Annotated in this window: 16 protein-coding genes and 1 pseudogene; 9 read left to right on the top strand and 8 right to left on the bottom strand. The window is 63.5% G+C overall.

Annotation, left to right across the window (positions count from 1 at the left end; all coding sequences use genetic code 11):
• Position 1: 1 nt before the first annotated feature.
• The 4 genes and pseudogenes from B9A31_RS06555 to B9A31_RS06545 all read left to right on the top strand — a co-directional run bounded on the left by B9A31_RS06555 (position 2) and on the right by B9A31_RS06545 (position 3,573).
• Positions 2–1,342: an HlyD family type I secretion periplasmic adaptor subunit gene (locus B9A31_RS06555; RefSeq protein ID WP_016711195.1), complete on the top strand. Its 1,341-nt coding sequence runs from the start codon at positions 2–4 to the stop codon at positions 1,340–1,342.
• A 1-nt stretch (position 1,343) separates the two neighbouring features.
• Positions 1,344–2,672 carry a TolC family outer membrane protein gene (locus B9A31_RS06550; RefSeq protein WP_084296748.1) on the top strand — a complete coding sequence of 443 codons (1,329 nt, stop codon included), beginning with the start codon at positions 1,344–1,346 and terminating at the stop codon, positions 2,670–2,672.
• 49 nt (positions 2,673–2,721) lie between these two features.
• Positions 2,722–2,817: pseudogene (locus B9A31_RS27400) on the top strand (diguanylate cyclase); the annotation flags it as partial.
• Between the two features lie 87 nt (positions 2,818–2,904).
• On the top strand, positions 2,905–3,573 hold the full coding sequence (locus B9A31_RS06545; protein WP_025752720.1) for a class I SAM-dependent methyltransferase: 669 nt from the start codon (positions 2,905–2,907) through the stop codon (positions 3,571–3,573).
• A 29-nt stretch (positions 3,574–3,602) separates the two neighbouring features.
• Here B9A31_RS06545 and quiC read toward each other — a convergent pair whose 3' ends face one another.
• Entirely contained in the window at positions 3,603–5,510 is a 1,908-nt protein-coding gene (quiC, locus tag B9A31_RS06540; protein WP_019097811.1) for a 3-dehydroshikimate dehydratase QuiC, read from the bottom strand.
• A 288-nt stretch (positions 5,511–5,798) separates the two neighbouring features.
• Here quiC and B9A31_RS06535 point away from each other — a divergent pair, with 288 nt between their 5' ends.
• A complete protein-coding gene (locus B9A31_RS06535) occupies positions 5,799–7,172 on the top strand; it encodes an MFS transporter (RefSeq protein WP_016711199.1) in 1,374 nt (457 codons plus the stop codon).
• A gap of 35 nt (positions 7,173–7,207) precedes the next feature.
• Here the strand turns inward: B9A31_RS06535 and B9A31_RS06530 are convergent, their stop codons facing one another.
• The 5 genes from B9A31_RS06530 to B9A31_RS06510 form a co-directional block, all read right to left on the bottom strand.
• Positions 7,208–8,620, bottom strand: coding sequence for a DOPA decarboxylase (locus tag B9A31_RS06530; RefSeq protein WP_027614994.1), 1,413 nt, complete (start codon positions 8,618–8,620; stop codon positions 7,208–7,210).
• An 81-nt stretch (positions 8,621–8,701) separates the two neighbouring features.
• Positions 8,702–9,646, bottom strand: coding sequence for a LysR family transcriptional regulator (locus B9A31_RS06525; protein ID WP_025752725.1), 945 nt, complete (start codon positions 9,644–9,646; stop codon positions 8,702–8,704).
• A gap of 152 nt (positions 9,647–9,798) precedes the next feature.
• Complete coding sequence (locus B9A31_RS06520; protein ID WP_019097814.1) at positions 9,799–10,509, bottom strand: YebC/PmpR family DNA-binding transcriptional regulator; 711 nt, start codon at positions 10,507–10,509, stop codon at positions 9,799–9,801.
• 97 nt (positions 10,510–10,606) lie between these two features.
• Positions 10,607–11,998, bottom strand: a complete 1,392-nt coding sequence (locus tag B9A31_RS06515; RefSeq protein WP_019097815.1) for an FAD-dependent oxidoreductase — start codon at positions 11,996–11,998, stop codon at positions 10,607–10,609.
• Positions 11,999–12,012: 14 nt separating this feature from the next.
• A complete protein-coding gene (locus B9A31_RS06510; RefSeq protein ID WP_084296747.1) occupies positions 12,013–13,329 on the bottom strand; it encodes an MFS transporter in 1,317 nt (438 codons plus the stop codon).
• A 243-nt stretch (positions 13,330–13,572) separates the two neighbouring features.
• On the opposite strand from B9A31_RS06510, the gene B9A31_RS06505 reads away from it, so the two are divergent.
• The gene (locus tag B9A31_RS06505; RefSeq protein ID WP_025752728.1) at positions 13,573–14,442 is read left to right on the top strand and encodes a LysR substrate-binding domain-containing protein; all 870 of its coding nucleotides are present in this window, start codon (positions 13,573–13,575) and stop codon (positions 14,440–14,442) included.
• Positions 14,443–14,518: 76 nt separating this feature from the next.
• Positions 14,519–14,890, top strand: coding sequence for a DUF2784 domain-containing protein (locus B9A31_RS06500; RefSeq protein ID WP_019097817.1), 372 nt, complete (start codon positions 14,519–14,521; stop codon positions 14,888–14,890).
• Here B9A31_RS06500 and tam read toward each other — a convergent pair.
• Positions 14,880–15,662, bottom strand: coding sequence for a trans-aconitate 2-methyltransferase (gene tam / locus B9A31_RS06495; RefSeq protein ID WP_019097818.1), 783 nt, complete (start codon positions 15,660–15,662; stop codon positions 14,880–14,882). The genes B9A31_RS06500 and tam overlap by 11 nt on opposite strands.
• A gap of 184 nt (positions 15,663–15,846) precedes the next feature.
• Between tam and B9A31_RS06490 the strand changes: the two genes are divergently transcribed.
• Positions 15,847–16,026 carry a hypothetical protein gene (locus B9A31_RS06490; RefSeq protein WP_025752729.1) on the top strand — a complete coding sequence of 60 codons (180 nt, stop codon included), beginning with the start codon at positions 15,847–15,849 and terminating at the stop codon, positions 16,024–16,026.
• Between the two features lie 3 nt (positions 16,027–16,029).
• On the opposite strand, the gene B9A31_RS06485 is transcribed toward B9A31_RS06490, so the two are convergent.
• Positions 16,030–17,442 (bottom strand): amino acid permease, encoded by a 1,413-nt coding sequence (locus B9A31_RS06485; protein ID WP_019097820.1) that lies wholly within the window; start codon positions 17,440–17,442, stop codon positions 16,030–16,032.
• 325 nt (positions 17,443–17,767) lie between these two features.
• Here B9A31_RS06485 and B9A31_RS06480 point away from each other — a divergent pair, with 325 nt between their 5' ends.
• Positions 17,768–19,192, top strand: coding sequence for an aminotransferase-like domain-containing protein (locus tag B9A31_RS06480; RefSeq protein WP_019097822.1), 1,425 nt, complete (start codon positions 17,768–17,770; stop codon positions 19,190–19,192).
• The last annotated feature ends 13 nt before the right edge of the window (positions 19,193–19,205 follow it).

Genomic DNA, 19,205 nt, shown 5'->3' with positions numbered 1-19,205 from the left:
CATGCAGATGACTCAACACGCTGAGTTGATCCCCGCCGAAGCCAAGAACCTGATCGACCTGGATGCGGCCCGGCCAGTACGCTGGGGCGTATGGATGGTGATTGCCGGTTTTGGCGGTTTCTTGCTGTGGTCTTGCCTGGCGCCACTGGACGCAGGCGTGGTAGCCACCGGCACGGTCAAGGTCACCAGCAACCGCAAGGCGGTACAGCACCTGACCGGCGGCACGGTCGAGGCGATCCTGGTGCGCGAAGGCGATCTGGTAAAAAAAGGCCAGGAAGTGGTGCGGCTCGACGCCCTGCGCGCAGTCGCTGAGCAAGGCGCGCTCAGCGCGCAGTACATCGTCAGCAAAACCGTGGAAAACCGCCTGGAAGCCGAACGCGACGGCCGCGACACGGTCACCTTCGACCCTGCCCTGCTCCAGCATTACGCCAATGACCCTCGCTTGCTGGCCGCCATGGACTTGCAACAGCGCCTGCTCGACACCCGCCGCGCCGGCCTGGCGGGGGAACTGAGCATCCTTGAGGAAAACCTCACCGCTTCGGCGGTGCAGCTCAAGGGCCTGCAGCAGGTGTACGGTGCCCGCGCCTCACAGATCGGCTTCCTCAACCAGGAACTGCAAGGCACACGGGTGCTGGCCGCCGAAGGTTACGTACCGCGCAACCGCCTGCTGGAGCTGGAGCGCAGCAATGCCGACCTGTCCGCCGGCCAGGCAGAAAACCTCAACAACATAGCCCGGGCACGCAGCCAGGCCACCGAGATCAAGCTGCGCATCCTGCAGCGCCAGCACGACTACCTGAAAGAAGTGGAATCGCAACTGACCGACACCGCCAAGGAAAACACCACCCTGGCCGACCGCTTGCGCGCACTGGACTACGAAGTGACCCACACGGTGATCCGCTCGCCGATCGATGGCATGGTCCAGGGCCTGAGCATTGCCACGGTCGGCGGCATCATCCAGCCCGGTGCCAAGATCATGGAGGTGGTGCCACTCGACCAGCCCCTGCAGGTAGACGCAATGATCCCGGTGCAGGCTATCGACAAGATGGTGCCGGGCCTGGACGTGGACATCGCCTTCCCGGCCTTCAACCACGCACAGACGCCGAACATTCCGGGGCGGGTGAAGACCATTTCCGCCGACCGCCTGCTCGACGAAGAAAGCAAGCAGCCGTTCTACCTGGCCCAGGTGGAAGTGACGCCCGCCGGCATGGGCCTGCTGGGCAGCAACCATATCCGCCCCGGCATGCCCGCCACCGTCACCATCAAGACCGGCGAGCGCAACCTGCTCAGCTACTTGCTCAAACCCATGCTCGAACGCGTCGACGCCGCGTTCAAGGAGCAATGACATGAAACGCCCGTGCCTGATGTTGTGCCTGCTGGGGGTTGCCGTGCAGGCCAGTGCCATGGACCTGAAGCAAGCGTGGGACCTGTTGCAATACCAGGGCCCGATCTACCAGGCCGCCGTGCATGAGAAACAGGCCGGCAGCGAAAACCGCGCTATCGGCGAAGCTGGCTTGCTGCCACAGATCAACGCTTCGGCCTATTTCAACAGGGTCGATGGCAGCCAGCGCCAGAATGGCCAGGACAACGACCTGGACTATGACTCCAAAGGTGCCAACGTGCGCCTGCGCCAACCGCTGTTCAACAAACAGAAGATGGCCGAGTACCGCCAGGGCCAGCAACGGGCCGACTACAGCGTGGCGGTGTTCGATGCCAAGAGCCAGGACGCCGCGGTACGTCTGGCCGACGCCTACTTCGACGTGCTGCTGGCCAGCGAAACCATCACCCTGGCCAAAGCCAAGCTGAACGCTTTCGAAGAGCAACTGGCTTCGGCGAAGCGCCGCAAGGAACTGGGCGCTGGTACCATTACCGATGTCGACGAGTCGGTCGCTCGCCGCGACCTGGCCGAGGCCGACCTGATCGACGCCCAGGACAACCTGGTCAATACCCGGCGCAAGCTGGAGGAGTACATTGGTGAAACCCCACAGTCTCTGACCACCTTGCAGCCAGGCTTCAGTACACCGCCGCTGATGCCAGGCAACCTGCAGGACTGGCTGGTCAAGGCCCAGGCAGACAGCCCGTTGATTCATGCACGCCGGCACAGCTACGAGCTGGCCGAAGAAGAAGTGAAACGTGCCCGCGCCGGGCACTGGCCAACACTGGATTTCGTGGCCGGCTACACCGCCGGCAGCAGCCAGTCGATTTCCGAGATCAACCAGCGTAACCACTACAGCTCGATCGGGCTGGAGCTGAACATTCCGCTGTACAGCGGTGGCAGCACCAGCGCCCTTACTCGCCAGGCCAGCGCCAACAGCTCGAAGGCCCTGGACGAGCTGGACGCCACACGCCAGGAGGTGATTTCCGACACCACCCGCGAGTACCGCGGTGTGCAGAGTGGTGCCTTGCGCATTCAGGCGCTGGAAAAGGCCGTGGCTTCCAACGAGCGCTCGCTGTCCTCCACCCGCAAGGGCTTCAAGGAAGGCGGTACCAGCACCAACTCGGATGTACTCAATGCCGAAGAGTTGCTGTACGACGCCCGTCACGACCTGTTCGAGGCGAAGCTGAACTACCTGATGTCACGGCTGCGGCTGGCCTCGTCGGTGGGTAGCCTGGGTGATGACGACATCGAACAGATCAACAATTACCTGGGGCCGGAACTGATGGTAAGCAATTGATCGGAGCACACACGGTAGCGGTGGCCGGTTTATTGACGTCAGGCTATTCACCGACTGCATGCACCCGGACGACCTGGCCATCACCCGCCCGTCGCTTGCAAGGGTGATGAACGGGCAGCCCCATTACGACTCCCGCAACCGCCATGCCTGTTGCTGAGGCACGCGGATGGAAACAGGTACCAGGTCAAGCGACAGAGGACCGCAGCCGGCTGATCAAGAAAGGACCATCATCATGCTCAACCCTGAAAACGCGTTGCTCGACAGTTGGCAGCACAACGCGCAAGCCTGGATCGGCGCCGTGCGCAGCGGCGCCATCGAAAGCCGCCGCCAGGTCACCGACCAGGCGATCCTGCTGGCCATTCTTGGCCGCCAGCCCGAACGGGTGCTGGACTTGGGCTGCGGTGAGGGCTGGCTGCTGCGCGCACTGGGTGATCGCGGGATCGAAGCCGTGGGTGTCGACGGTGACAGGACATTGGTGGATGCCGCGCAGGCTGCGGGCTCGGCCGAGGTGCACCTGGCCAGCTATGCGCAGTTGGCCGAGGGCCACGTCTACGTAGGCAAAGGTTATGACCTGATCTGTGCCAATTTTGCGTTGTTGCACCAGGACATCATTCCGCTACTGGCGGCGATGCACGACCTACTGGTGCCTGGCGGTGCGCTGGTGATCCAGACGCTGCACCCTTGGAGCATGGCGGGTGGGGACTATCAGGATGGCTGGCGGGAGGAGTCATTTGCCGGGTTTGCCGGGGATTGGCAGCCAATGCCCTGGTATTTTCGTACCCTGGCCAGCTGGCTGAATGCACTGGACATGGCGGGGTTGCGGCTGGTCAACCTGCAGGAGCCGCAGCACCCGCAGAGTGCGATGCCGCAGTCATTGTTGATGGTGGCTGAGCGCCCTTGAGGCGCTCAAGCCCCCACACGGCTCAAGCTTCAGAGCACAGGCTTGCGCGCCGCCCCGCTGCGGGCTTTGGCCATGGCGGCCAGACGCACCGCGACGTTGGCCGCGCCGTAACCGGCATAGCCACCCTTGCGCTGGATGATCTCGAAGAAGAATCGCTCCTCGAACGGTTCGGTGTACACGTGGAACAGCTCGCCGCCCTGGGCATCGCGGTCGTACAGCACGTTGTAATACGCCAGCTCGCTGAGGAACTCGTCGTCGAAATCGAAGCGTGCTGCCAGGTCGTCGTAGTAGTTCAGCGGGATTTCCAGCAACGGCACACCAGCCAGCTTGGCGCGCGCCACTTCGCGGAAGATATCGTCACAATCGAAGGCGATGTGATGCACGCCCGAACCGCGGTAGCTGGACAGCGCATGAGCGATGGCGGTGTTGCGGTTTTCCGAAATGTTCAGCGGCAAGCGCAACGTGCCGCACTGGCTACGCAGCGCGCGGCTCTTGACCAGGCCGTATGGGTCGGGCAGCACCACTTCGTCATCCGCGGCGAAATCGAACAGGCTCTTGTAGAACAGCACCCAGCTGTCCAGCGACTCGGCCGGCAAGGCCAGGGCCATGTGATCGATGCGGCGCAGGCCACCGGTGGCGGTGGCGCTCTTGTCCAGGCTGAAATCGGTATCGTACAGGGTCTGGCCGGCAGTGCCCTGTTCTACCAGGTACAGCAGGCTACCATCCGGGGCACGCACCGCCGGTACTTCACATTCGTTAGGGCCGACCAAGCCCCGGAACGGCTGGCCACGGTAGGCAGTCGCGCGCTTCAGGGCTGCTTGCTGGTCCTTGACCCGCAGCGCGGTGGCGCACAGCGACGGGCCGTGGGCTTCAAAGAAGTTGTGGCCGAAGGAATACGGTTCGGCGTTCAACACAATGTTGATATCGCCCTGGCGCAGCAACTGCACTTCTTTGCTGCGGTGTTTGCCGGCTTCGGCAAAACCCAGGCGCTTCAGCCAGCTGGCCAGACGCGCGCCAACAGCTTCGTCAACCGCGAATTCGAGGAACTCCACACCGTCATAGGTGCTCGCCGCTGGCGGGGTGAACAGCACGCCAGGTTCGATCGGCGTGTTTTCCTGTTCCAGGCGCAGGCGGGTCTGCTCTTCGAGGTACAACAGCGAGCGCAGGCCATCAGCGGCATTTTGCCGTGGCGGCGCAGCGCGGAACCCGTCATTGAAGATTTCCAGCGATAGCGGGCCACGGTAACCGGTGGCGAGGATCGGCGCCAGAAAGCCGGCCATGTCCATTTCACCCTGCCCCGGGAAGCACCGGAAGTGGCGGCTCCACTCCAGCACATCCATGGCCAGAATCGGCGCGTCGGCCATCTGCACGAAGAAAATCTTGTCACCGGGGATGTCGCGGATCGCGCTGGGGTCACCCTTCAGGGACAAGGTATGGAAACTGTCGAGGATCACCCCGAGGGCCGGGTGGTCGGCCTGGCGCACCAGGTTCCACACCTGCTGGTAGGTGTTGACGTGGCGGCCCCAGGCCAGCGCTTCGTAACCAATGCGCAGGCCGCGCTTGCCGGCGTGCTCGGCCAGCAGGCGCAGGTCATCGACCAGCAACTGCTCTTCGCCCAGGGCATCGGCCTGGACGTTACTGCACACCAGCACCAGGTCGGTGCCCAGCTCCTGCATCAGGTCGAACTTGCGTTCGGCGCGGTCGAGGTTTTTCTGCAGCCGGTCGCGGCGGCAGCCTTCAAAGTCGCGAAACGGCTGGAACAGGGTAATGGCAATGCCAAGATCAGCGCACATCTGGCGCACCTGGCGCGGGCTGCCGGCGTAATAGAGCAGGTCGTTTTCGAAGATCTCGACGCCGTCAAAACCGGCGGCGGCGATGGCTTCGAGCTTTTCCGGCAGGGTGCCGCTCAAGGACACGGTAGCGATCGAACGCTGCATGGCGGGAGTTCCTTGTTGTTAGAAAATGACGGTGCCAGTCAGGTAAAAACCACTGTCACAGTTTATGGCACGATCGATTATTCGCAGGTAAAGTCGCCGCTTCAATCTCTTTGTACGGAATGGTTAGTTTTGCGTTCGATTATCGCACAAAACCCAATTTAGCGAATTGCTAGACCGCTGGCCCTGCGGTCAACATGAGACCCAGACGCAGGCACACCGACCACTGCCTCCTGCCTTGGTGAACCGATGGCGGAACCTGCGCAAACAACAATAACAACGGAGACAACGATGGCTCACTCCAGCTCGCAAGCCAAAAAAGCGACCGCCAGTGGATGGATAGGCTCGGCACTCGAGTACTACGACTTCTTCATCTACGCCCAGGCCGCTGCGCTGATTTTCCCGCAGATCTTCTTCCCCAATACCGACCCGAAAATGGCCATCATTGCCTCGTTGGCCACGTACGGCGTGGGCTACCTGGCGCGCCCGGTCGGTGCCTTCGTACTGGGCCACTGGGGTGACACTCGCGGGCGCAAGAACGTCCTGCTGCTGTGCATGTTCCTGATGGGCTTGTCGACCATGGCCGTCGGCCTGCTGCCCACCTACCACGACATCGGTTACCTCGCCCCGGCCTTGCTGGTGGTGCTGCGCCTGATCCAGGGCTTTGCCGTGGCCGGGGAAATTTCCGGTGCCAGTTCCATGATCATGGAGCACGCGCCATTCGGCCGAAGAGGCTATTACGCCAGCTTTACCCTGCAAGGCGTGCAGGCTGGCCAGGTGCTGGCCGCGGCGGTGTTCCTGCCACTGGCCTACTTCATGCCTAGCGAAGCCTTCACCGAATGGGGCTGGCGCATTCCGTTCCTGATGAGCGCCATCGTGCTGATTGCCGGTTTCATCATCCGTAAGGAAGTGCACGAAACCCCGGCGTTCGTGAAGGAAGAGAAGCAGGACAAGGTTGCCAAGTCGCCCATCAGCGAGGCCTTCCGCCACAGCTGGAAGCACATGGTGCTGGTGATGTTCATGGCCCTGATGAACGTGATCCCGGTGGTGGCCACCATCTTCGGTGCGGCCTACGCGGTGCAGCCAGCCTATGGCATCGGCTTCGACAAGAGCGTGTACCTGTGGATTCCGGTGGTCGGCAACATCGTCGCGGTGCTGGTGATTCCGTTCGTGGGTAACCTGTCGGACAAGATCGGCCGTCGCCCGACCATGATCGCCGGTTGCCTGGGCTCTGGCCTGCTGGCGTTCGTCTACCTGTATGCAATCAGCATCCAGAACGTGCCCATGGCGTTCGCCGCATCGATCATCATGTGGGGCATGGTCTACCAGGGTTACAACGCGGTGTTCCCAAGCTTCTACCCAGAGCTGTTCCACACCCGCTACCGCGTATCGGCCATGGCCATCGCCCAGAACATCGGCACCATGCTGACCGCCATGCTGCCAGCGCTGTTCGCCTTGGTCGCACCGCCTGGCTCGGACAACATCCCGCTGGTGGTGGGTAGCCTGGCGTTCTTCATTACCTGCGTGTGCGCCCTGGCGGCCTACATTGCCCCGGAAACCCATCGCCTGGCGATGGAAGACCTGGGTAACCCGGATGCCAAGCCGATGGAAAAGGATGCTTACGAGGCTAGCCGTAAAGGTAGCTTTCAGGCAGTGAGCCACTGACAGATTGTCGGGGCCGCGTTGCGGCCCCGGCACTTTCAACCTTCAACCACTTCCTGCAAGCGCGCCCACAGTCGCTCGACATCCCCTCGCTCAGTCGGCAGCGCACCAATCGAAACCCGCACCATCCACCGCCCATCCAGTGTCGCTGGCGTCACATAGGCATCGCCAGAAGCATTCAGTCGGTCGGCCCACCCCTTGGTATGCGCATCCAGCGCCTCCCCTTCCAGCCCTGCCGGCCGATGGCGAATGCACAGGGTCTGCAACTGCACCGGCGCCAACACCTCCCACTCAGCCGCCGCCCCAACCTGCCCCGCCAACCATCTGGCATTGTCCAGATCGCGCCGCAACCGCGCCTGCAATGCGTCAACGCCCTCGCTGCGCAGCATGAACCACAGCTTCAACGCGCGGAACCGTCGGCCCAGCGGGATGCCCCAGTCACGCAGGTTCTTCACCTCGCCATCCACCGCCGATTGCAGGTAGCTGGGGTTGGTGCTCATCACCCGAATCAGGTGCTGCGGATCGCGCACGTAATAGATCGAGCAATCGAAGGCCACACCCAGCCACTTGTGCGCATTGACCACCACCGAATCGGCCAGCTCGATGCCATCCCACATCCAGCGGCACTCAGGCAGGATCATCGCGGAACCGGCCATGGCCGAGTCCACATGCAGCCACAAGCCATGGGCCTGGGCGATTTCACCGATCGGGCGCAGCGGGTCAAGGGCGGTGGTGGCCGTGGTGCCAGTGGTGGCCACGACCGCGCAAGGTTGGTTGCCTGCAGCCAGGTCCTGCTCGATCGCCGCCCGCAAGGCCTCTGCACGCAAGGCGTAATGTTCGTCTGTGGGGATGAGGCGGATATTGTCGCGGCCAAAACCTGCCAGCAGCGCGGCCTTGTCTACCGAGCTGTGGGCATGGGCACTGACATACACGATCAAAGGCCTGGCTTCGGCCTGCAGGCCGCCGCGTACCAAGGCGTAGTCGGTCGCGCGTTCACGGGCACTGATCAGCGCCACCAGGGTGCTGGTCGACGCGGTGTCCTGGATCACCCCGCTCCAATGGCCAGACAGGCCCAGCAGCTGACGCAGCCAGTCGAGGGTGGTTTCTTCCAGCTCGCTCAGTGCCGGGCTGGATTGCCAAGACAGACCCAGCACGCCCAAACCGGTGCTGAGGAAATCGCCCAACACGGAAGACAGGGTGCCATTGGAGGGGAAGTAGCCGTAGAAGTCCGGGTGCTGCCAATGGGACAGGCCGGGCATGACCAGCTGGTTGACGTCATCGAGGATGGCCTCGAAGGGTTCGCCTTGCCGGGGCGCCGTTGCGGGTAAGGCAGCCTTGAGGTAGCCGGGTTCAACCTGGGCCATGACCGGGCGCTCGCCGACGGTTTGGCGGTAGTCGGCGATCAGGTCGATCAATTGATGGCCGTACTGACGAAATTGTTCGGGGGTCACGTGGGGGCTCCTGTGGTTTTTCCACTGCCCCCAGTCTAGGCACCTGTGCCGACGCGAATAACCCCGCCTTGCGCATACCAGCTATGGCAAACCCGCATGCCCACCCTGCACGCCAAACTGCGACTGTCGCCACAGCTCGAACACCCGGTTGCGCAACCAGCGGTGCTCGGCCGAGGCCTGCAGGCGCTGGTGCCACACCACCCAGTAGCGCTGGCTGTGGTCGATAAAACCTAGCGGCCGCCAGGCCAGATCATGCAAGCGGCACAGTTGCCGGGCAATGTGCTCGGGCACGGTTGCCACGGCCTGGCTGTTGGCGATCACCTGCACAGTGGCGGAGAAAAACGGCACTTCCAGGCTGACCCGCCGCTGCAAGCCTTGGGCGCGCAGGTGGCGGTCGATGAAGCTGTCCTTGTCGCCGCCGCCGGAAATACGCACATGCTTGTGCGCCAGGTAATCGGCCTGGCTGAGTGCGGCATGGGCAGCTAGGGGGTGGTCGTGACGCATCAGGCACACGGCGCGGTCCTCGCCCAGCAGACGCCCGTGCAGGTTGGGCGGCGACTCGTCGAACAGGGTGGTGGCCAGGTCAATCTCGCCGCTGGCCAGCAAGGCGTACTGGCCGGCCTGCCAGGTACGGTACTCCAGCGATACGCCCGGTGCTTCACGCTCCAGCGCGGCCACCAGCAGCGGCAGCATGTGCTCGGCCACGTAGTCCGAAGCAGCCAGGCAGAAACGCCGCTCGCAGCGTGCCGGGTCGAACACCGCGGGCTGACGCAGAGCCTGTAGTTCTTCGAGAACCTGGCGCAGGGGTTCGACAAGGGCTTCGGCGTGTTCGCTCAATACGTAGCCACGGCCCTGGCGTACCAGCAGCGGATCGTCGAAAGCTTCGCGCAGGTGGGCCAGCTGGCGGCTCAGGGCCGACTGGCTGACGCCCAGGCGCTCGGCGGCGTGGCTGAGGTTTTTCAGCTGTAGCAGGTGGTCGAGGGTGCGCAGGTGGGCGAGGCTGAGGGAGGCGAAGGTGGGGTTCATCGGGTTCGGCTCCAGACCGCAGGCGAGGGCTTCGACCTCGTTTGCGACACAAGGCCGCTCCTACAGGGACCGCACCTGCCCATGGCCTGCGCGGTCCCTGTAGGAGCGGCCTTGTGTCGCGATGGGCCGCAAAGCGGCCCCTGAAAAGCAGATCAGTCAGTCAGACCAACGTACACGTTCTGTACGTCATCGTTCTCGTCGATCGCCTCGAGGAACGCTTCCACCTCAGCCAATGCGTCAGCGCTCAGGCTGGCCGCACTCACCGGGTTTTTCGGGGTGTAGCCAATCTTCGCCGAGGTCACGGTGAAGCCATGCTCCGGCAGGGCCTTCTGTACCGCGTCCAGGTCGGTGGTGTCGGTAATGAACAGGGTCGAGCCCTCTTCTTCACCTTCCTCGAAATCCTGGGCGCCGGCTTCGATGGCTGCCATTTCCGGGTCGGCATCGCCTTCCGGAGTGGCCTCGATCAGGCCGACGTGGTTAAAGTCCCAAGCCACCGAACCGCTGGCACCCAGCTGGCCTTTACGGAACAGTACGCGGATTTGCGCGACGGTACGGTTGACGTTGTCGGTCAGGCACTCGACGATCAGTGGCACCTGGTGCGGGGCAAAGCCTTCGTAGCTGACGGCGTGGTACTGCACGGCATCACCATCCAGGCCCGCGCCCTTGCGAATCGCACGCTCCAGCGTCTCGCGGGTCATCGAGGCCTTTTTGGCTTGCACGATGGCCAGGCGCAGGCGCGGGTTCATATCAGGATCGGCGCCCGACTTGGCCGCGATCTGGATTTCCTTGGACAGCTTGCCCATGACCTTGCCTTTGGCATTGGCCGCTGTTTCTCTATGTTTGGCTTTCCACTGTGCGCCCATGTCGACTCTCTTGTTTCAGCGGCCGGTTCAGGAAGCGACCGGCCAAAAGTGGGTGCATTTTATACGCCCTCACGCATGGGATCGACAAGAAATCTCATCAGCCTTTATCGGCCTTTCCTGCTGCCGCGGCAAACCGCGCCAGGCGCACATCCAGCCGTCGCGGCCGCATGCCGAGGTCTTCGGCGCGCTCCTTGCGGCGGATGGCATTGCGCACCATCAGCGAACCCAGGTAGCGCACAGGCTCGGGCGGGAACAGCCCCAGCGGCCCCTTGACCAGCGGCGAACGGGTCCAAGGGTTGTCGAGCCCCAGCGCCAGCGACGACAGAATCTGCCCGCCCATATGGCAAGGCCCCACACCACTGCCCGAATAGCCAAAGCCATAGAAAACGTTGCCCTGCCCGTCCAGCCGGCCAAAAAACGGCAAGCCGGTCACCGAGCGGTCCGACGGCCCGTTCCAGCTGGCCGCCAGCGGCACTTCGGCCAAGGCCGGGAAAAACCCGCCCAGGCTTTCGCGCAGCAGCGGCCGGTATGGCGACGGCTGGTCGAACACCGGCAGCATGCGCCCACCATAGGCAAAGGTATTGCCGCCTTTGCCAAGCATCAGCCGTCCATCGGAGGTGTTGTGGTAGTAGTGCACGAAAATGCGCGAGTCGAGCACGCTGATGCCGCTGTCCAGGCCGATCTCGCGCAGCAGCTCGGGGCACGGCTCGGTGATTACCATGTCACTGGAAACGATCGCCACGCTGCGCTCGAACTGCGGGAAAGCCCGCGCCATCCAGGCATTGAGGCCCAACACCACGCGGTCGGCGCGCACCGTGCCATGGGCCGTGCGCACCTGCACCGGGGCGCCGTGCTCCAGGCCACTCATGGCCGTGCCTTCATGAATGCGCACGCCGCGCTGTAACGCCACCCGGCGCAGGCCACGCACCAGCTTGCCCGGCTGCACCGTGGCGGCAGCTGGCGAGAACCAGCCCTCCAGGTGCCTTGCCGAACCCGCCAGACGCTGGACTAGGTCCAGCGGCAGGCGGCGAAACGAGTTGATGCCCTTCTGCTCCAGCGCCGCGATCACTGCATCGGTGGCGCCGACCTGAGCGGCGTTGGTGGCGGTGTACAACGTGCCATCCAGGCGGTAGTCGCAGTCGATGCCATTGGCCGCGCAGAACGTACCGATATCACCGATGCTGCGCTCCGACTCGCGCACCAGGCGTACCGCCTCGGCCACCCCGAACAGGCGTTCGAGGGTGAAGTACTTGGCCGACCAGGACAATGCGCAACCGCCGTTGCGGCCACTGGCGCCGGCGCCGCAGATATCGGCTTCGATCAGCACGACATCCAGCGCCGGCACCGCCTCCTTGAGCATCAGTGCTGTCCACAGGCCGGTGTAGCCGCCGCCGACGATGCACACATCGCAACGGGTATCGCCCTGCAGCGGTGGGCACACCGCCTCCTGCGCCGAATCCAGGGCCTGTTGCAGCCAGAAGGGTCTCATTCGCTTGCTTTCCTTTAGGTACGCAGTGGCTTGATTGCCATGCTGGTATTCGGTGCCACGTCAGCGCTTTGCGGGGTGCTGGCCGGGCGGCTGTTCCAGTGCGGCAGCAGCACCAACGCCGAGAACAGCGCGCAGCCGGCGAACACGATGAACACCGTGACACCATCGAAGTACCCCGGCAGGAGCCCACCCAGCACCGCCCCCACCGAGCCACAGCCGTTGACGAAGCCCGCGGCTGTCGCACCGGCCTTGGCAGTACCGAAGTCGATGGCCGCCGCGCCGCTGATCATCGAATCTGGCCCGTACAGGGTCAGGCCCATGACGAACAGCAACGCCACCACCAGCATCACGCTGCCGGTGTGCATGGCCGCCATGAAGGCCGCCAGGGTCACCGTCAGCAACACCAGGCTGATCACGCAAGCCGGCATGCGGCGGGCGCCGAACAGTTTGTCGGAGGCCAGGCCAATGATAATCGGGCCCAGCAGCCCGGCCAGTTCAAAGGCGGTCGGGATGATTGCCGCACCCACCTTGCCCACCGAAGGCATCTGCTCGAAAACGATTACCGGCCCCCACAGCAGGATGGCGTAGCGCGCAGGTTTGAGCAGGAAGTACGCCAGGCCTAGCGTCAGAACGGTGCGGTTGCGCAGGATCTCTTTCAGCGGCGCCCACACACTGCACAGGTTGCCGGCCGGGGCCATGCTCTGCGGCTCGGGCTCTACCGCCGGCAGGCCGACATCTTCAGGTTTGTTGCGCTGCAGGATGAAGAACAGCACGGCCACCAGCGCCACCACGGCGGCACTGGAGAAGAACGCCGCGTGCCAGGTGCCGACCAGTGTGTAGGCCCACCAACCCGCGAACGGCGAAGCCACCAGGCCGCCGAAGGCATAGCAGGAACTCCACAACCCCAGTACCCGCCCGCGCTGCGAAGCCGGGAAGAAGCTGCCGATGTTCTTGCACAACCCGGCCCAACCGGTGGACTGCGCCAGGCCCTGCACCAGCATGCAGGTGGCAAAGATCGGGAAGGTGGCGTAGCTGCCCATCACCACCGCCGCCACGGCGGAAATCAGCAACCCGCCCAGCACCACCACACGCGGGCCAAAGCGGTCGGCGAGCATGCCCCAGGTGAACTGGCCCACGGCGTAAGCGGCGAGGTAGATGGCGTCGAGGTTGGCCATGGCGGCCTTGTCGAGCATGAAGTTGGGGTCTTCGGCGATGCCCAGCTTGGCCATCGAGAAGGCTTTACGGGTGAAGTAGAAGGCGGCGTAGGCCAGCCAGGTGATGGCGAAAATCTGGATGCGCCAGCGTTTGAACGCGGCTAGTGATTGATTCATGTACGTCTGACCTCTTGCTCAAGTGTGCCGGCAGAATGTGAAGAAACGCCTGTCTTGTTCTTGTGTTACGCACAGCGATGACGAGGCTGTCATCGGGTCAGATGGCACCGTGTGGGCACCATGGCCCTGGCGGCATTCGTGGTGCCAGCGTCGGGCTGACATGCATGGAAACAGTTGCGCTAAGATAAATAAAATCGATTTATCGTATTTCACACATAAGCTCAGCTTGTTACTGAGGTGGTCATGTCGGTTTCCCACGCACAACTGAAGGCCTTCCATGCGGTGGCCGTGCACGGCAGCTTTACCCGCGCGGCAGAAAAGCTGTTTCTTACCCAGCCTGCGGTGTCGGACCAGGTGCGCAAGCTGGAGGAACGCTTCGGCGTTTTGCTGTTCCACCGCAACAAGCGTTCGGTGCAGTTGACCGACCTCGGTGAGCGCTTGCTGGGCATCAGCCAGCGCCTGTTCGCCTGCGAAGCCGAAGCCCATGACCTGCTGCAGGATTCGCGTGCCCTGCACACCGGCAGCCTGGTGCTGGCGGTGGATGCGCCGGTGCACGTGCTGCCGCAGATCGCTCGCTTCTGCCAGCGCTACCCGGGCATCCAGGTGAAAATCGAGACCGGCAACACCGATGAGTCACTGGCCCGGCTGTTCAGCTACCAGGCCGACCTGGCGCTGCTGGGCCGGGATGTGGACGATGAGCGGCTGCATTGCCTGCCCCTGCGCCGCGACCCGATGGTGGCGTTCGTTTCCCACCACCACCCGTGGGCCAGCCGTGGTTCGATCAGCCTGGCCGACCTGGACGACACACCGCTGGTGCTGCGCGAGCCTGGCTCGGTGACGCGCCAGACCCTGGAAGAAGAAATGCAGCGGGCCGGGCTGCGGATTCGCCCGGCGATCCAGGTGGAAGGCCGCGAGGCGGCGCGGGAAGCGGTGGTGGTGGGGATTGGCGTGGGGGTAGTGTCGGCGGCGGAGTTTGGCGCCGATGCGCGGGTGTGTGCGCTGCCGATTGTGGACTGCCAGCGGCATTTGACCGAGACGTTGGTTTGCCTGAGCGAGCAGCGCACGCGACGGGTCGTGGCGACCTTTTTGCAGATGGTCGAGGAAGGGATGTAAGCCCGCGAAGAGGCCAGCACGGGCAACCCAACTATGCTGGGATAACCTCTAATCTCTTACCACGAATTCATCACCCATGCTTTACCGCCTTGCCGCCGACACCCTGGTCCTGCTGCACCTGGCCTTCATCCTGCTGGTGCTGTTCGGCGGCCTGCTGGTGCTCACGTGGCGCCCCGCCCTGCTCGTCCATTTGCCAGCCCTGGCCTGGGGCCTTGCGGTGGAATGCCTGCACCTGGGCTGCCCGCTCACCACCTGGGAAAACCGCATGCGTAGCGCGGCCGGTGACGCCGGCTACCAAGGCGGTTTCGTCGAGCACTATATCTGGCCACTGATCTACCCCGCCGGGCTGACGCCGCACATCCAGCTGCTGCTGGGTTGCGTTGTGCTGCTGCTCAACCTCGGCGTCTACAGTTACGTGGCCTGGCGCTGGCGCCACCCTAGCGGGTAGCGATCACGAACAACCGCGGGAACGGCAACAGTACCTTGCCATCGGTGGCCGGTGGGTAGTCTCGCTGCATGGCCTGCAGGTACATCTGCAGGAAGTCGGCCTGCTCCTGTTCATCAAGCCTGGCCAGATAAGGCCGCAGGGCCGAACCCTTGAACCACTCCACCACCGCTTCGGCGCCACCCGGCAGCGGGTGGTGATAGGTGGTGCGCCACACATCCACCCTCGCGCACAGTGGGCTGAGCAGGTCGTAGTAGAACGCTGCGCTGTGCCGTGGTGGCAGCTGGAAATCGGCGAACTTCGCCGCCCAGGGGCCTTGGCTGGCAATCTCGCGCAATTGCCGGTGGGCCGGTTCGTCAAGGTTGTCCGGGGTCTGCACGGCCAGGCTGGCGCCTTCGCTCAGCTGGCGCACCAGGTGCGGGTACAGCGAAGCGTGGTCGGGTACCCACTGCAGCGAGGCATTGGCCAGGATCAGGTCTTGCGGTTCCGGGGCGGACCAGCCGGCAATGTCCGCGACGGCCGTGCGTACCCGGGGGATGCACAACCGTTTGCGCTCACGGGCCTTGTCGATCATGTCCGGGTCGCTGTCCAGGGCGGTTACCTGGGCATCGGGGTAACGTTGCAGCAGCACTTCGGTGGAGTTGCCCGGGCCGCAGCCCAGGTCGGTAGCGTGGCGCACCGGACGCGGCGGAGTCGGGATGGCAGCAAGCAGGTCGCGCACAGCGCGGGTACGTTCATCTTCGAACAGGGAATACTGGGTGGCGGACCAAGCCATGTCGGGCTCCTTGGGCGGGCGATGTGTCTAGCATATGCCATCTGCCGACTGTAGGAGCCCTATCGCCGGCAAGCCAGCTTCCACAGGTACGGCGCAGAGCCTGATGTTGGTGCAGTATCTGTGGGAGCTGGCTTGCCGGCGATGAGGTCGGAACTGACCACCTATGCTTGAAGTCAGTCCATTTATGCGCACACCCATGAAAACCTACATCGCCCTCGCCATCCTGGCCCTGATTGCCGCCGCCGCCCTGCTCGGCTCGCCCTGGATGAACCAGCGCTTCCACATGCCCGCAGAAAAAGCCCAGGCCCAGCAACGCGAAACGGCCGGGTCCCCAGGGGAGCCGGCCGTTTCGAAAAGCGAGTGACGCTTAGTGCTGCTTGCTGCCAGACCGGATCTGGTGCACCACACCCATCGCCACTACGATCGCCGCAGCGATACCGGTGGAGATCACCAGGATCTGGTAGTCAGGCATGAAGGCCATGGTCACCAAGGCTGCCACGATGAACGCGATCACCAGGTAGGTCAGCCACGGGAACAGCCACATCTTCAGGCGCACTTCCTTGCCTTCGGCAATCAGCTTGCGGCGCATGCGCAGCTGCGAGAAGGCGATGACCAGGTACACCAACAGGGCGATCATGCCGGTGGTGTTCATCAGGGTTTCCAGTACGTCTTTCGGGCGCAGGGTCTCGCTGAAGTTGATCAGCGCACACACCACGGCCACGGCGCACGAACCCATGATCGCGTATACCGGTACACCGGTGCCGGCGCGGGTAATCTTGAAGAACGACGGCGCATCGCCACGCTGGGCCAGGGAGAACAGCATGCGCGAAGCGGTGTAGTGGCCGGAGATCAGGCAGCTGCTCACCGAGGTCAGCACCACGAAGTTCATCAGCAGCTCGGCATACGGCACGCCCAGCAGCTCCAGGGTACGGCGGTAGGCGCCATAGCCGGAAACGCCCAGGTGCGGGTCGTTCCACGGTACCAGGCAGACGATCAGGAAGATCGAACCCACGTAGAACAGGCACACACGCCAGACTACCGAGTTGGTGGCCTTGACGATCTGTGCGGCCGGGTCTTTGGCTTCGGAAGCAGCGATGGTAACGATTTCAGCACCCAGGAAGGCAAACATCACCCCGAGCAAGGCACCGATCACGGTGGTGATGCCATTGGGCATGAAGCCTTCGGCGGTAAGGTGGCTGATGCCACGCACTTCACCGAACTGCCAGACGTTCAGCACGGCAGCGGTACACACGATCAGGAAACAGACGATCGCGATCACCTTGATCAAGGCGAACCAGAACTCGAACTCACCGTAGTGTTTGACGTTGAAGAAGTTGACGGTGATCAGCAACAGGGTCGTGGCCAGCACGAACACGTTGACGCTGACGTCGGGGAAGAAGCCATGCAGGATCTTGCCCGCCACATAGGCTTCCCAGGCCATGAGGATGACCCAGTACCACCAGTACAGCCAGCCGATGGTGAAACCGGCCCAGCGGCCGATGGCGCGGTCGGCGTAGGTGGAAAACGAGCCGGTGTCTGGCGAGGAAGTCGCCATTTCACCCAGCATGCGCATGATCAGTACCACCAGGATGCCGCCCGCCAGGTAGGCCAGGACAGCGGCTGGGCCGGCGCTGTGGATCACGCTGCCGGAACCGACGAACAAGGCGCCGCCAATAACCCCGGCGATGGACATCATCGTCAGGTGGCGCGACTTCAGCGAGGCACTGAGCTTGCTCTCGTGCCCGCTTTTCGCGGTGGTGGTTGTGGATGTTGCGTCCATCAGTTGTGTACCCCGTGCTTCTTTTTATCCAAGGAAAACCGTGAAACCCCGATGGCTGGCGGTTTCACCTGTACATCAGTGCTAATGCGGGCAGGAAGGTGTGAACGAACACACGCAGGCCTTCCATGGCGGCCTGCTGACGCGCCCCAGGGCGGCTGCCTGGGGCGAACTGAACATGCTTTATGTGGCGATATCCGACACCTAATGTAAAAATGTCCGACGCAGAGAGCCATGCACAGTGGCATGAAACTCGCACTGCACTGTACAGGTCGCCCATGCAGTACACCCTGCAAACGCCAGGCGATACGCACCCTGAAGGCCCCGAATGTTCGAATTACATCCAGACTCCTCAACCCCGCTGGTCAACCAGATCATTGACGGGCTGCGCGAGCTGATCGATAACCAGACCCTCAAGCCAGGCGCCAAGGTGCCGTCGATCCGCGCCTTTGCCGCGAGCTATTCGGTGAGCACCTTCACCGTGGTCGAGGCCTACGACCGCCTGGTCGCCCAAGGGCTGCTGGTAAGCCGTGGCAATGCGGGGTTCTTCGTCAACCGCGCGGCGGGCGAACTGCTGGACACGCACAACGCCGAGGCTGATACCAGTCGACCAACGTTCAACTCCGAGTGGTACCTGCAGCAGATCTTCGAAATCCGCCAGTTGCCGTACAAACCGGGGTGCGGGTGGCTGCCCAACGACTGGATGTACGAAGACGGCCTGCGTCGCGGCCTGCGCCAGGTGGCCGGCAGCCCGCTGGAATTGTCAGGCTACGGCGACCCCATGGGCCTGATGGAGCTGCGTGCACTGACCGCGCAGAACCTGCAGCAAGAGCTGTCGATCGTCGCCAACCCTGCGCAACTGATGCTCACTCACGGCGCCAGCCAGGCCCTGGACCTGGCCGCCCGCACGCTGGTGCGCCCAGGCGATGTGGTGCTGGTGGACGACCCTGGCTACCCCAACCTGATGAGCATTCTGCGCACCCAGGGCGCAACACTGATCGGCGTGCCACGCACCCCGGCCGGTTACGACCTGAACCAACTGGAGCAGTTGCTCACCCACCACCGCCCGACCGCGTTCTTCACCCAGCCGCACCTGCACAGCCCGACCTGCTCCCGCACCCCGCTGCCGCAGTTGCACCGTTTGCTGCAACTGGCCAGCCAGCACGGCTTCCGCCTGGTGGAAAACAACCTGTACGCCGACATGGTCGCCGAACCGCAGCCCTGCCTGGCCAGCCTCGACCACCTGCAGCAGGTGGTGTACGTGGGCAGCTACTCCAAGAGCATTTCGCCCAACGTGCGGGTCGGCTACATGCTGGCCAACCCCGAGCTGATGCAGAAACTGTTGCACCTGAAGATGCGTTCGGGCCTGACCACCTCACAGGTGATGGAGCGCGTGGTGTACGCCGCGATCATCGACGGCCGCTGGCGCAAACACCTCAAGCGCCTGCGCCAACGCCTGGCCGAGGCGCATCAGGAAGTTGGCCGGCATTTGCATCGATTGGGCTTTGAACTGTTCATCGAATCGGATGAAGGCATGTACATCTGGACCCGCCACCCGGCCATTCCGGACAGCGCGGCGCTGCTGGATGATGCGCTGGAGAAAGGCATCATGCTTGGGCCTGGGCAGTTGTTCATGGTGGATGCCAAGGCGACCGGGTGGATGCGGTTCAATGTGGCGTTCAGCACGGAGCCTGCGATGTGGGAGCTGCTGGAGAAGGTGCTGGTGAAGCATGTGCGACGGGGTGGGGTGTAGTGTGTATGGCGGG

Source organism: Pseudomonas sp. URIL14HWK12:I5 (assembly GCF_900176445.1).
Taxonomy (GTDB): Bacteria; Pseudomonadota; Gammaproteobacteria; order Pseudomonadales; family Pseudomonadaceae; genus Aquipseudomonas; species Aquipseudomonas monteilii.
This window is presented reverse-complemented; position numbering and strand designations above follow the sequence as displayed.